Here is a 12,224-nt window from a genome sequence, read left to right on the forward strand (position 1 = left end):
TGCCCTGGCTCCTGCGCATCCTTTCCAGAGGGTTCGCGGTTATCTTGGCAGCCATCGCCCAGAGGACAATGCTGGCACAGGGCGCATCACGGACATTGCGGTGCCCTGGACGGACACCGACGGCTCAACTGAACTGCTGGCGGTATTGCACGGGGGTCAGGCCAAGCTTTTCACTGAACAGCAAGCGCATGTGCCGCACACTGCCGAAGCCGCTGCGAAACGCCACGGTCTTGAGGGGCAAATCCGTGGATTCCAGCAACTGGCGGGCGCGGTCGATGCGCGCGCCTTGCAGGAATTCCATGGGCGTCATCTTCACTTCGCGAACGAACATCCGGGCGAAATGGCGCGAACTCATGGCGGCGATCGCGGCCATGCGTTCGATGGTGAACGGTTCCTCCAGGTGCTCCATCACATGATGCTGCACCCGGGTAATGGCAGACTCTTGAGCCGCCACCGCCGCCACCAGCGGGCTGAACTGCGCCTGGCCGCCCTGGCGCTTCATCACCACCAGCAACACCTTGGCCACATCCAGCGCGACTTTACGACCGTGGTCCTGAGCGACGATGGACAGCGCCAGGTCGATGCCGGCGGTGACCCCACCGGACGTAAACAAGCGTCGATCCTGCAGGAATATTTTGTCGGTCTCCACCCGTGCCTTGGGGAAACGCTGAATCAGGCGTTCGGTGTAGTGCCAATGGGTGGTGACGCGATAGCCGTCAAGCAGCCCTGCCTCGCCTAGCACAAATACGCCGGTGCAAATGGAACCGTAGCGCGTGGCCCGCGGCGCTGCCGCGCGCAACCAGGTGTGCAATCCCGGATGCTGGTCGTTATAGGCGCCCGGGCCACCCGGCACCAGCAACACGTCATAGGCCGCCCAAGCCTGGTCGATGTGAATATCGGCCTGTACCGCCACGCCATTGGACGCTCGCAACGCGCCGCGCTCGGTTCCCAGGGTCAGCAATTGATAACGAAGATCGGGTTCAAGGTAACGATTGGCGATGGAAAACACTTCAAGAGGCCCGGCCATGTCGAGCAATAAAAAATCCGGGAACAGCACCATTGCAACGGTTTTCATCGAAAATACGCCAAAATATTCAGGACCTGCAGATGCCACTTGTGGGAGCGAGCCAGCTCACGATAGCGCACTGGCAACCAACAAAGGGCCAAGCTGAAGCGGCTCTACGCACACAGGTTCGCTCCCACAGGGTTGTGTAGCCTGCAAAACCAACATTATGTCGAAGCCACGTGCCTGCGGGTAGGCACTGCTTATTGTCCACTTAGAACGGACAGTATTTCGTTTTCCACCTGCTTATTGAACAATTCAATAACCATTAACCTTCTTCTGAACCTGGCGAACGCCCAACGCCGCCGCCCATACACATCAGGAGAGCTACCATGCTGACCCTTCGCAAAGCTTCAGACCGCGGCATAGCCCGCCACGGCTGGCTGACCTCGTTCCATACCTTTTCCTTTGCCAGCTACCGCAACGTCAATGAACAAGGCTTCTCCGACCTGCTGGTCATCAACGACGACCGGGTCGCAGCGGCCAAGGGCTTCGGCCAGCATCCTCATCGGGACATGGAGATTTTTTCCTATGTACTTGAAGGCGCGCTGGAGCATAAGGACACCTTGGGTACCGGCTCCGTCATTCGCCCCGGTGATGTGCAACTGATGAGCGCCGGCAGCGGTGTGGCCCATAGCGAGTTCAACCACAGCGCCGAGGAGCTGGTGCACTTCCTGCAGATCTGGATCGTGCCCAACGTCAGTGGCGCCACACCGCGCTATCAACAGGAGCACTTCAGCGCCGAACAGAAACGGGGTCGCCTGCAATTGATCATTTCCCCGGACGGCGCCAACGGCTCGCTCCAGGTGCGCCAGGACGCACGGGTCTATGCCGGGCTGTTCGACGGCAAGGAAAACGCTACCTTGACATTGGCGCCTGATCGTTATGCCTACGTGCATGTGGCCCGCGGCAGCATCGAGCTCAATGGGGTGCCGTTACAGGAAGGTGATGGCGTACGGGTGCGCGAGGAACAGCTGCTGACGTTGAGCAACGGTCAGGATGCCGAGGTCCTGGTGTTTGATCTGCGGCCACAGGAATTGCCGCAGATGCCCTGAGGGCGGCCCCTGTCCGAACAGGTCGCGTGCTATCCCCGAACGCCCTGTTTTCGCTCAAACGTCGAACGATAACTGCCGGGCGGAACGCCGAAGAAATCGCGAAAACGACGCTGAAAGTGCGGCGAGCTGACAAAGCCCGTCGCCACGGCGATTTCTGTGACGGATCGATTGGTCTGCTGGATAAGTTGGCGCGCACGGGTCAGGCGCAGTTCCAGGTAATAACGTGTCGGGGTTGCGCCGAGGAAACTGCAGAAGCGCCGTTCCAACTGCCGCTTGGAAATCTTCACGCATGCCGCCAGCTCATCGATGGTCAACGGCTCCTCGATGTTTTGCCACATCAACTCCAACGCCAGCTTGAGACTTTCTGGCAGCGTCGGATCGGTTTCGACGAAGACCGGCGGCAGATCCGACGCGTCGCCCGACTCATCACACCGCAGGATCTCCTCGATCGCCCCCACCAGCGCTTCGCCTCCCGTCTGGCGGATCAACTGAAGCATCATGCGCAGCGAGCTGTTGGCACCTGCGCAACTGACCCGCTGCCGGTCCACCACATAAGCGCGGCTGGAAACTTTCACATGGGGAAAAACCTCCGCCATCATGGCGCGACTTTCCGGGTGAACCGCGCACTCGAAACCATCGAGCAAACTGGCATCGGCGACGAAAAAAACGCCGTTCCACAACCCGCCCAGTATTGAACCGGACGCGGCGTTGGCGCGCAGCTTGCGTCGCAGCAGCGGCATGCCCTGCAACTTCACGCGAAAGCCACCGGCGACGATCAGGACGTCCTGGTTTTCCGGCAACTGCGCCAACTCGATATCGGCCGAGATGACGATCCCCAGGTCACTGGTCACCTGACTCCCCGAGGCCCCAACCGTCAGCACCTCATACAGAGGCCTGTCGCTCATCAGGTTGGCCGTCACCAGCGCATCCACCGCACCGGTAAAGGACATCATCGAGAAGTTGTCCATCAATACGAACGCGACACGAACCGGAGCCTGGTCAGCACCTGAGGATCCGAGCGGCCGGTAAGCCATGTTTTTGTTTTTAAGTACGCTCTCGAATGCGCTTGGCATAGGGCCTCGTCAATACATGAAGGCATCAGGACTTGCATCACGCTCGCGCTTTAAGCAGCAGAGCAATTGGCACATCTTCCAGATTAACCACGACGGCTGCAATCGACTCGCGACACCGCAGGGTCATCGCCCCCTCCTCGACCTCAAGTACCGTCGATTCTGGTCGATATCGTGTAGGTACGCATGGGCGCTTCCCCCGTTCCAGAAACTCGCAACGCGCACCGCTACTGTTTCCTGTTTCCGCCGTTTCAACACCTATAAATATCCGCGGGAGAAGTCATGAATATCAAACAGAAGCTGACATGGGCGTTCGCGGCCATCGCCTGCCTGCCAGTTATCCTGGTGGCGGTGCTGGTCGTGTTGAACCTGCGCGACGCCGCACAAACCAACTTCCTGGACAGCAGCGGCCGTGAAATCCGCCAGATCGACAACGGCATGAAGCAGTTCTTCGATGGCATCAGCCAGAACGTCGAGTTCTTCGCCAAGGACCCACGGATTATCGCGGCCAAGGATCTGAAAAATTATTCCGGTGCCGACGCTGCACAAATTCCGCTGCCTGAGAACAACAAACAGCTGCTGGACATATTCGACAGATTCGCCAAAAGCCATCCGACCACCGCCTATCTTTCTCTGGGGCTGGCCGACGGCGGTTACGCCAGCTGGCCTGACGACCCCAAAATTTCCAATTACGACCCCCGCGTACGCCCCTGGTACAAGGCCGCCATCGCTTCGCCGGGCACCACCGTGCGCACAGACGCCTATTACTGGGCACCGGACGACGTGTCGCTGATCGGCATCGTCCATACGGTCTCCGACGCCGCCGGCAAGCTGGTGGGTGTGGTGGGCCTGGACGTGTCGCTCAAGCAACTGACCGAACTGGTCAAGAACATCAAGCTGGGCGACAGCGGTTACCTGATGCTGGTCGAAGCCAATGGCAACGTCCTGGTCGATCCCAGCGATGCCAAGCACAACTTCAAGCCCATGGCAGAAATTGGCCCCAACTATGCCGAACTGGCCAAAAGCGGTGATGGCGTGACTCAGATCGAGATCGATGGCGTGCCCTACATGGCCAACGTCGTCAGTTCCAAAGGCCTGGGCTGGCGCTTCATCGGTCTGATCAAACGCGACGAAGTCATGGCCGAAGCCGCGAGCCTGACCTGGTTGATCGCCATCATCGCCGCCGCGCTGGCAGTGGTGTTCGCCATCGTCGGCGCCAGTTTCGCCAGCGTGATCGTGCGACCGATTCGCGGTGTTGCCAATGGCCTGCAGGAAATCGCCGAAGGTGAAGGCGACCTCACCCGCAAGCTCTCGGTGCAAGGCAAGGACGAAACCGCCACTCTGGCCAGTTGGTTCAACCAGTTCCTGGGCATGATCGCCCAACTGGTGCAGCGCATCGGCAGCGCCTCCTCCGACCTGCAAAGCGCCGCCGCCGATACCAGCGAAGTGGCGCAAAACATGAACGAAGCCGCCGGACGTCAACGCCAGGCCGTTGAACTGGTAAGCACCGCGTTCAACGAAATGGTCGCCACCGCCAATGAGGTCGCCCGCTCTTGCAGCCAGGCGGCCTCCAGCGCGGACGAAGGTTATCGCGACGTGCACGACGGCCAGCATCACATCGGCGAAGCCACGGGCAGTGTGCTGAAATTGAGCGAGGATCTGCAAAAGTCGACCCAGACCATGCAGGCGCTGGAGCAGGACAGCAAGAACATCAACACCATCCTCGACACCATTCGCTCGATTGCCGAACAGACCAACCTGCTGGCCCTCAACGCCGCCATCGAGGCCGCGCGGGCCGGCGATCAAGGTCGTGGGTTCGCCGTGGTGGCCGATGAAGTCCGCGCCCTGGCCCGGCGTACCGCCGACTCCACCGGCGAGATCGACAGCCTGCTGGGCAACCTCGCGCGCCGGACCCAGGAAGTCACCCTGCAGATGCAAGGCAGTCTGCAGGGCTCCAAAACCAGCGTTGAACGCATCCAGCAGGCCCGCGACAGCTTCGACAAGATCCGTATCTCGGTGGACTCGATTCGCGACCAGAACACCCAGATCGCCACGGCGGCCGAGGAACAGCACCAGGTGGCCGAGGACATCAACCGGCACATCTCGCAAATCCATACCGATGCACAACTGGTGGAAGAATATGCCCACTCGGCGCAGACGGGCTCGGGGCGCTTGACGGATATTTCCGGGCAGCTCAAAGGATTGGTGGGGCGGTTCAAGTTCTAGTTGTAGAGCCTGAGACAGCCCCCCAAATGTGGGAGCGAGCCTGCTCGCGATGGCGGTGGCTCAGCTTGCATTGATGTTGAATGTGCTGACGCTATCGCGAGCAGGCTCGCTCCCACACTTGCTGTGTCACCGAGTCATTGCGGCCCTGTTGTCACCGATGCGGTTTGCCCGCCAAACATGGCCTCGAAGCGCGGTTTGTTGGCTGCGTAGTACTCGGCGACCACCTTGTCTGCCGAACTGTCCCGCGCCGCCGCCATCAATCTCTCAAGGTCAGCTTGAGGAATATTGAAGTGAGTGAAGAAGCGGGCGACGTCGGGATACTCCGCGCTAAAACCTTTGCGGGCCACCGCGTGAATCTGCTCTGCGCCCCCAAAAATCTTCTTGGGATCATCCAGATAGCGCAGCGACCATTTGGAGAACATCCAATGCGGGCTCCAGGCGTTGACCAAAGACCATTTGTCACGCTTGAGGTTACGATCCAACTCACTCAACATCCCGGATTCGGACGAAGCAACCATTTTGTAGCCATCGAGTTTGTATAGCTCAATGGCTTTTTCTGTCAGCTTGTATTGGCCGTTGCCCACTTCTGAAGTGAGGATTTTGCCGCCGAGCTTTTCCCGCACATCTGGTTTGTTGAGATCCTCGATGCTGGCGATCTCACTGGCGGCAATGGAAGTTGGCACCGCCATACCGATCCGACCTTCATACAACACGCCAAGGTCTTCGAGCTTGTCGCTGTACTTGTCATAGAAGGCTTTGTGAGTGCTCGGCAGCCAGACCATCGGGATCAGGTCGATATTACCGTTAGCCAGCGCCTGGAACTGAATGCCGATATCGGCCAGCACCAGTTTGACCGGTTGCTTGAGGTGGTCTTGCAGGGCGGTGCTTGCCAGCTTTACAGCGATTTCCGTATCCGACCAATTCACCCATCCAATGCGCACAGGCGCAGGCTCCTCGGCATGGGCAAGCAAGCTGCAAAAGACCATACACAGGCCTGCAAGCCAGCCGCTAAAAGTCTTACTGGATAACGTAACCATAGTGCCTCTCCGCGTTCTGTGTGAGTTGTTGTTGGCAGGACAGCAGAAGCAATCACCTTCACTCATGAGCGCAAAAGCGCCCTCATCTTCAGGCGGTTTTGATCTCTACGTTCACGTTGGGGTCAATGGCGCCGTTCACTGCGGCAGACATTTTCAGTGCCTCTAGCCCTCTTGAGCCCAAGCCTGGAGTCCCTCACCCCGAGCAAGCCAAATCACCTCGCTGCGAGCCGATCTTAATCCTGGCATTTTGACGGCGCAAGAAAAATGTACACCACTGTCTGAATCATTGACACACATGAACATCCAACTTACCGTTATGTCAAAACCACGCCTGACGTTCTGCTCCGGAGCGCAACACCATGTCCAGCGACCCCTTGCTGCAGCCTTACAAGATCAAACACCTGACACTCAGAAACCGGATCATGACCACCTCCCATGAGCCCGCTTACCCCGTCGATGGCATGCCGAAGGACCTGTACCGGGCGTATCACGTTGAACGGGCAAAGGCCGGCGTGGCGTTGACCATGACCGCAGGTTCCGCTGCCGTTTCCCGTGACAGCCCGCCGGTGTTCAACAACGTGCTGGCGTACAAGGATGAGGTGGTCAAATGGATGAAGGACCTGACCGACGAGTGCCATGAACATGGCGCCGCGGTGATGATTCAACTGACCCACCTGGGACGGCGTACACGCTGGGACAAGGCCGACTGGCTCCCGGTCGTATCGCCCTCTCATCGCCGCGAAGCGTCCCACCGGGCCTTTCCGAAGAAACTGGAAGACTGGGACATCGACCGGATCATTGAGGACTACGTGGATGCCGCCGAACGCATGAAGGCCGCAGGCCTTGATGGATTGGAGTTACAGGCGTACGGGCACCTCATGGATCAATTCTGGTCGCCGCTGACCAACGACCTCGACGGCCCCTACGGCGGCTCGCTGGAAAACCGCTTGCGCTTCACTTTTGATGTGCTGCGTGGCATCCGCCAGCGCTGCGGCGAGGACTTCCTGCTGGGAGTGCGCTACACCGGCGATGAAAACCTGCCGGGCGGCTTCGGTGCCAAAGACGGCATCCAGATTTCCCACATGCTCAAGGACAGCGGGCTGGTGGATTTTCTCAACGTCGTTCGCGGTCACATCGATACCGATGCGGGCCTCACCGATGTGATTCCGATCCAAGGCATGCGTAACTCGCCGCACCTGGATTTTGCCGGCGAGATCCGCTCGGCCACCGGTTTCCCGACGTTCCATGCGGCCAAGATCCCGGACGTGGCCACGGCACGCCACGCCATCGCCTCGGGCAAGGTGGACATGATCGGCATGACGCGGGCGCACATGACCGATCCACACATCGTGCGCAAAATTATCGAAAAACGCGAAGAAGACATCCGCCCCTGCGTCGGCGCCAACTACTGCCTGGACCGTATCTATCAGGGTGGCGCCGCGTATTGCATCCACAACGCCGCCACCGGGCGCGAAACCACCATGCCCCACGAGATCCCCAAGGCACCCACCAAGCGCAAGGTGGTGGTGATCGGTACCGGCCCGGCGGGCCTGGAGGCAGCGCGGGTCGCCGGCGAGCGCGGCCACGACGTCACGGTGTTCGAGGTGGCTGACCAACCCGGCGGCCAGATCCGCTTGACCGCGCAGAGCGAACGGCGTCGCGAGATGATCAGCATCATCGATTGGCGCATGGCGCAATGCGAACGCTTGGGCGTGAAGTTCCATTTCAACACTTGGGCCGAAGCCGAGACCGTCATCGCCGAGGAACCGGACGTGGTGATCGTCGCCACAGGCGGCTTGCCGCACACCGAGGTGCTCAAGCAGGGCAATGAACTGGTGGTGTCGACCTGGGACATCATTTCCGGCGACGTCAAGCCTGGCAAGAACGTGCTGATCTTCGACGACGCCGGCGACCACGCGGCGCTACAGGCTGCCGAAATCATCGCCAACAGCGGCGCACAACTGGAGATCGTCACGCCGGACCGGTCGTTTGCGCCGGAGGTGATGGCGATGAACCTGGTGCCTTACATGCGCAGCCTGCAGGACCTGAACGTCACCTTCACGGTCACCTATCGCGTCGACTCCGTAGAGACGCGCGACGGTCAGCTGGTGGCCAGCTTCGGCAGCGATTATGGCCAGGTGCACAAGCAGCGCGTGGTCGATCAGGTGGTGATCAACCACGGCACCCTGCCCCTGGACGATCTGTACTTCGACCTGCGCCCGCATTCGAGCAACAACGGCGCGGTGGAGCAGCACAATCTGATCGCCGGGAAAACCCAGAATATCGTGACCAACCCTGAAGGCCGTTTCCAGCTGTTCCGGATCGGCGACGCGGTGTCGGCACGTAATACCCATGCCGCTATCTACGATGCACTGCGGCTGGTGAAAGACGTCTGAAGGTCATGCCCCTGACCCCATGAGTCAGGGGCAATTTTTGAGACTTAACATTGACTTTCACCCCGTGCGAGCCTGCTGGCGATAGCGGTGGTTCAGCTACATGGATGCCGGATGTGCTGTTGTCATCGCGAGCCGGCTCGCTCCCACAGGGGATCTGTGTTGGACATGAATTTTAGATCGACTGAAGATTGAATGTGGGAGCGAGCCTGCTCGCGATACGGTGGTAACTGCTACCCCAGCAACCGATACACACACGAGCCCCGATCGCGCAGGGGCTGCTTTTTTCAGGCTTGAAGCCCCTGACGAGCAACCGCTGCACCTGCCTGCAACGCCCTGCCCACCTGCTCCTCGAAGTGCCCATCGATCATCGCTTGCAAGGCGGCAGCCGTCACCCCACGGTAGACCACCAGGGCGTCGATCATGTGTTGGGCATCGTGACTGGCCAACAACTGGCTGCTGCTTACCACCACATTTTTCGCGGCACGGTGGGCGATATCGCAGGGAATGCCGGCAGCCATCGCCTGATTGGCCAGCGTCGTCATCAACAAGGCAGGGAAAGCCGGGCCCGTACCCGAGAGCGCCGAGAGGTAATCGATGAAGTCCTCTTGCTGCACCTCTGCCGCCGTGCCTACACACTCGAACAAGCGCTGCACGAGGCTTTTCGTCGTTGCCGCTACCTCTGCAAAGCAATACCAAGGCGTAAAGGACTGCCCGATCTCCACCGCCGCATTGGGCATCGCCCGCACCACTGCCGCAGCCGAGGTCTGTGCAGCAATTGTCTGTGCGCCAATCCCAGCCATCAGAGAAATAACGGTTTTACCCGTCGCGTTGATGTTCAGGCTGGCGAAATGCTCGGGGCGAACGGCGATGATCACGACGTCGCTGCGATCCACCAGGCCCTGGTTGTCCGCGACCAGGCAAGCACCTTGCTGAGCCAACGGGTGGTTTCCCGAACGATTGGAAATGACCAGGTTCGCCGCCGGCAACAGTCCCTTCGCCAACACCGCCTTGGCAATCGACCCGCCCAGCCAGCCGGTCCCGCCAATGATCCCCACGGTCTCATTGATCATCGGCGCTGCCTTCGAAAGTGTCGGTCAAGGGAACAAAGATCCCAGGCTCCTTTTCGGCATAGCCGAACTTCCCATAGAAGCGATCCAGCTCGCGCTGCTTGGGGACTTTGCCGGTGAAAATACTCACGTAATGCGGAATGCGCTGGAAGCGCACAGTAATCAGCTCACTCGTATTCATGGTGATATAGCCGATCTGCGTCAGATAAATCGTTCGGGCCCGGGTATCAGCGCCTTGGCTGTCATAACCGAAGCGCTTGAACATGCTCGCCAGAGCATTCATCCGCTGCTCGTCTACGGCAGCGACCTCTTGGGCCACTTCAGCGGACTGTAGCGCCCAACTGCGCACGGCAAACTCGAACTGCGAGTCGAACAACTGCGGGTTGAGCCAGCACTCGAACACATTCAGGATCGCCTCGGAAATGCTTTCGGCATAACTTTCGCTTTGCCTGATCAAGCCCCCGGTATTGGTCTCCCGCCACCGAGACAACAAAGCCGCCAGCAACTGCTCGCGGTCCTCGAAGAACCAGTAGAAGCTGGTGCGTGACAAGCCCAGGCGCTTGGCCAGCGGCATGACCCGAACAGCATCGATGCCCGACTCCTTCAGAGCCTCGTAGGCCGCTTCCAGCCACCCCTCCGGCGACCCCCGCCAGCCTGCGTCTTGAGCCTTGCCACGTGCTTTCCCTAACTGGGACATCCCATGCCTCCTTCAAAATACATAAACCAATGTACCTCTACGACCCTAAAATGTACATGTGAGTACATTTTGTTGACATGAACAGACATATGTCTTGAAGTCGACCATCAGCCTTATCGCCATCGTTTCTCGGTCACACGAATTGCCTGAGCGGTATCTCTGGCAGGCAAAGCCTCCATTAGCATTTGTCCTATCCTTGCATTAACCACCCACCCGGAGAGTCGAAATGCCCACCTGCGAATCCGCCCTCCTCCAAAGCTGGCACCACAACGCCCAATCCTGGATCGAAGCCATCCGCACCGGCACCCTCGAAAGCCGTATCAAGGTCACCAACCAGGCCATCATACTGGCGGTGCTAGGCCGTCAACCCGAGCGTGTGCTCGACCTGGGTTGCGGTGAGGGCTGGTTGTTGCGTGCCCTGACTGAACGAGGTATCGAGGTGGTGGGTGTAGATGGCGATGCGACGCTGGTTGAGGCCGCGCGGGCCGCCGGTTCTTCGCGGGTATATTTGGCCAGCTACGAAGAGCTGGCGCAGGCCAAGGTGGACATCGGCAGCGACTACAACGTGATCTGCGCCAACTTCGCTCTGCTGCATCAAGACATCGTCCCTTTGCTCGCAGCCATGAACGCCCTGCTCGCCCCTGGCGGTACGCTGGTGATTCAGACGCTGCACCCGTGGGTCATGGCAGCGGACGACTACCAGGATGGTTGGCGGGAAGAGACTTTCACCGGTTTCAAGGGACAGTGGCAACCCATGCCGTGGTACTTGCGAACCTTATCCAGTTGGCTCAACGCACTGGACATGGCCGGCTTTCGTCTCGCCGGCCTACAGGAGCCACAGCACCCGCAAAGTGCGATGCCGCAGTCGTTACTGTTAGTAGCCGAGCGGCGAGACTAAGGGCGTTTGCTACGGGGCAGACTTCAACCGCACGCCACTCATCAATAAACCTCAACAACACAAAAAAACTGCCGATACCCAAGGTAAGACCCCAGTGACTGGGTTTCAGGATTGAACGGCGGACCAGGTAATGACAGAGATTTATCTGCTGATAGCACACGGCACGGATCAGGGCGAAGCGTACGTCCTGGGTTGGTTCGATGACAGGACCAAAGCCAGGGAAGTGGCCGAGCAGAAAGAATGGGAAGCCTACCGGGCGAGCCTGAAGGCGGAGCATCCATGGTCAACCCACAAACCCCTGGCGCCGGACCAGACCGACTATCGGCGCTACTGGATCAAGACCGTTTCGAAGTTTGATCAGGTGCCTGTTCCGAGGTCTTGGGCGGTTCATTGATCACCGTGGGTGAAATTCAACGAAACGAGCGTTGTCGAGGGTGGTCTAGAAAATTAAGCCCATCCGATGAGAGCATCATTATGTTGAAATTTCTTGGCGGCACCGTAGGTATCATTTTCATAATCGGCCTGATCGTGGTCATCGCCCTGTTCAAGCTGGTCTTCTGACGGCGACAGTGTCGACCACAGGCCTGGGAACGCCGTTTCTCAAGGCGTGAAAAAAGCCCAATCTTTGCAGATTGGGCTGAACCGCTCCGGGAATTCGCTAACGGGCAAATGCATAATAGCTCTTTGCCATTTATTTCACCCACCCCGCTTTCAA

At 59.2% G+C, this 12,224-nt stretch carries 11 protein-coding genes and 1 pseudogene; 7 read left to right on the forward strand and 5 right to left on the reverse strand.

Annotated elements, in window-relative coordinates; all coding sequences use genetic code 11:
- Positions 1-124 precede the first annotated feature (124 nt).
- A complete protein-coding gene (locus BW979_RS20840) occupies positions 125-1,075 on the reverse strand; it encodes a GlxA family transcriptional regulator (protein WP_076385495.1) in 951 nt (316 codons plus the stop codon).
- A 320-nt stretch (positions 1,076-1,395) separates the two neighbouring features.
- Here BW979_RS20840 and BW979_RS20845 point away from each other — a divergent pair, with 320 nt between their 5' ends.
- Positions 1,396-2,118: a pirin family protein gene (locus BW979_RS20845; protein ID WP_047229360.1), complete on the forward strand. Its 723-nt coding sequence runs from the start codon at positions 1,396-1,398 to the stop codon at positions 2,116-2,118.
- A 29-nt stretch (positions 2,119-2,147) separates the two neighbouring features.
- On the opposite strand, the gene BW979_RS20850 is transcribed toward BW979_RS20845, so the two are convergent.
- A complete protein-coding gene (locus tag BW979_RS20850; protein ID WP_076385497.1) occupies positions 2,148-3,191 on the reverse strand; it encodes a GlxA family transcriptional regulator in 1,044 nt (347 codons plus the stop codon).
- 279 nt (positions 3,192-3,470) lie between these two features.
- On the opposite strand from BW979_RS20850, the pseudogene BW979_RS28200 reads away from it, so the two are divergent.
- Positions 3,471-4,553: pseudogene (locus BW979_RS28200) on the forward strand (HAMP domain-containing protein); the annotation flags it as partial.
- A 93-nt stretch (positions 4,554-4,646) separates the two neighbouring features.
- Positions 4,647-5,414, forward strand: coding sequence for a methyl-accepting chemotaxis protein (locus BW979_RS28205; protein WP_372241386.1), 768 nt, complete (start codon positions 4,647-4,649; stop codon positions 5,412-5,414).
- A gap of 134 nt (positions 5,415-5,548) precedes the next feature.
- Here BW979_RS28205 and BW979_RS20860 read toward each other — a convergent pair whose 3' ends face one another.
- Complete coding sequence (locus BW979_RS20860) at positions 5,549-6,451, reverse strand: glycine betaine ABC transporter substrate-binding protein (protein WP_076385501.1); 903 nt, start codon at positions 6,449-6,451, stop codon at positions 5,549-5,551.
- Positions 6,452-6,810: 359 nt separating this feature from the next.
- On the opposite strand from BW979_RS20860, the gene BW979_RS20865 reads away from it, so the two are divergent.
- Positions 6,811-8,847, forward strand: a complete 2,037-nt coding sequence (locus BW979_RS20865) for an NADH:flavin oxidoreductase (RefSeq protein WP_076385503.1) — start codon at positions 6,811-6,813, stop codon at positions 8,845-8,847.
- Between the two features lie 284 nt (positions 8,848-9,131).
- Here the strand turns inward: BW979_RS20865 and BW979_RS20870 are convergent, their stop codons facing one another.
- Both BW979_RS20870 and BW979_RS20875 read right to left on the reverse strand, forming a co-directional pair.
- The gene (locus tag BW979_RS20870) at positions 9,132-9,917 is read right to left on the reverse strand and encodes a pyrroline-5-carboxylate reductase family protein (protein WP_076385505.1); all 786 of its coding nucleotides are present in this window, start codon (positions 9,915-9,917) and stop codon (positions 9,132-9,134) included.
- A complete protein-coding gene (locus BW979_RS20875; RefSeq protein WP_076385507.1) occupies positions 9,907-10,611 on the reverse strand; it encodes a TetR/AcrR family transcriptional regulator in 705 nt (234 codons plus the stop codon). Before BW979_RS20875 ends, BW979_RS20870 begins: the two co-directional genes overlap by 11 nt.
- A gap of 226 nt (positions 10,612-10,837) precedes the next feature.
- Between BW979_RS20875 and BW979_RS20880 the strand changes: the two genes are divergently transcribed.
- From BW979_RS20880 to BW979_RS28210, 3 genes are all read left to right on the forward strand, one after another.
- Positions 10,838-11,509 carry a class I SAM-dependent methyltransferase gene (locus BW979_RS20880; protein WP_047229357.1) on the forward strand — a complete coding sequence of 224 codons (672 nt, stop codon included), beginning with the start codon at positions 10,838-10,840 and terminating at the stop codon, positions 11,507-11,509.
- 130 nt (positions 11,510-11,639) lie between these two features.
- Entirely contained in the window at positions 11,640-11,903 is a 264-nt protein-coding gene (locus tag BW979_RS20885; protein WP_047229356.1) for a hypothetical protein, read from the forward strand.
- 80 nt (positions 11,904-11,983) lie between these two features.
- Entirely contained in the window at positions 11,984-12,070 is an 87-nt protein-coding gene (locus BW979_RS28210) for a hypothetical protein (RefSeq protein ID WP_442793071.1), read from the forward strand.
- Positions 12,071-12,224: the final 154 nt, after the last annotated feature.

The organism is Pseudomonas sp. A214 (assembly GCF_900156295.1).
GTDB classification, from domain to species: domain Bacteria; phylum Pseudomonadota; class Gammaproteobacteria; order Pseudomonadales; family Pseudomonadaceae; genus Aquipseudomonas; species Aquipseudomonas rhizophila.

Bases quoted from the DNA above. Each gene is read 5' to 3' on its own strand.
- BW979_RS20840 (WP_076385495.1), bottom strand. From the start codon at position 1,075: ATGAAAACCGTTGCAATGGTGCTGTTCCCGGATTTTTTATTGCTCGAC.
- BW979_RS20845 (WP_047229360.1), top strand. From the start codon at position 1,396: ATGCTGACCCTTCGCAAAGCTTCAGACCGCGGCATAGCCCGCCACGGC.
- BW979_RS20850 (WP_076385497.1), bottom strand. From the start codon at position 3,191: ATGCCAAGCGCATTCGAGAGCGTACTTAAAAACAAAAACATGGCTTAC.
- BW979_RS28205 (WP_372241386.1), top strand. From the start codon at position 4,647: ATGAACGAAGCCGCCGGACGTCAACGCCAGGCCGTTGAACTGGTAAGC.
- BW979_RS20860 (WP_076385501.1), bottom strand. From the start codon at position 6,451: ATGGTTACGTTATCCAGTAAGACTTTTAGCGGCTGGCTTGCAGGCCTG.
- BW979_RS20865 (WP_076385503.1), top strand. From the start codon at position 6,811: ATGTCCAGCGACCCCTTGCTGCAGCCTTACAAGATCAAACACCTGACA.
- BW979_RS20870 (WP_076385505.1), bottom strand. From the start codon at position 9,917: ATGATCAATGAGACCGTGGGGATCATTGGCGGGACCGGCTGGCTGGGC.
- BW979_RS20875 (WP_076385507.1), bottom strand. From the start codon at position 10,611: ATGTCCCAGTTAGGGAAAGCACGTGGCAAGGCTCAAGACGCAGGCTGG.
- BW979_RS20880 (WP_047229357.1), top strand. From the start codon at position 10,838: ATGCCCACCTGCGAATCCGCCCTCCTCCAAAGCTGGCACCACAACGCC.
- BW979_RS20885 (WP_047229356.1), top strand. From the start codon at position 11,640: ATGACAGAGATTTATCTGCTGATAGCACACGGCACGGATCAGGGCGAA.
- BW979_RS28210 (WP_442793071.1), top strand. From the start codon at position 11,984: ATGTTGAAATTTCTTGGCGGCACCGTAGGTATCATTTTCATAATCGGC.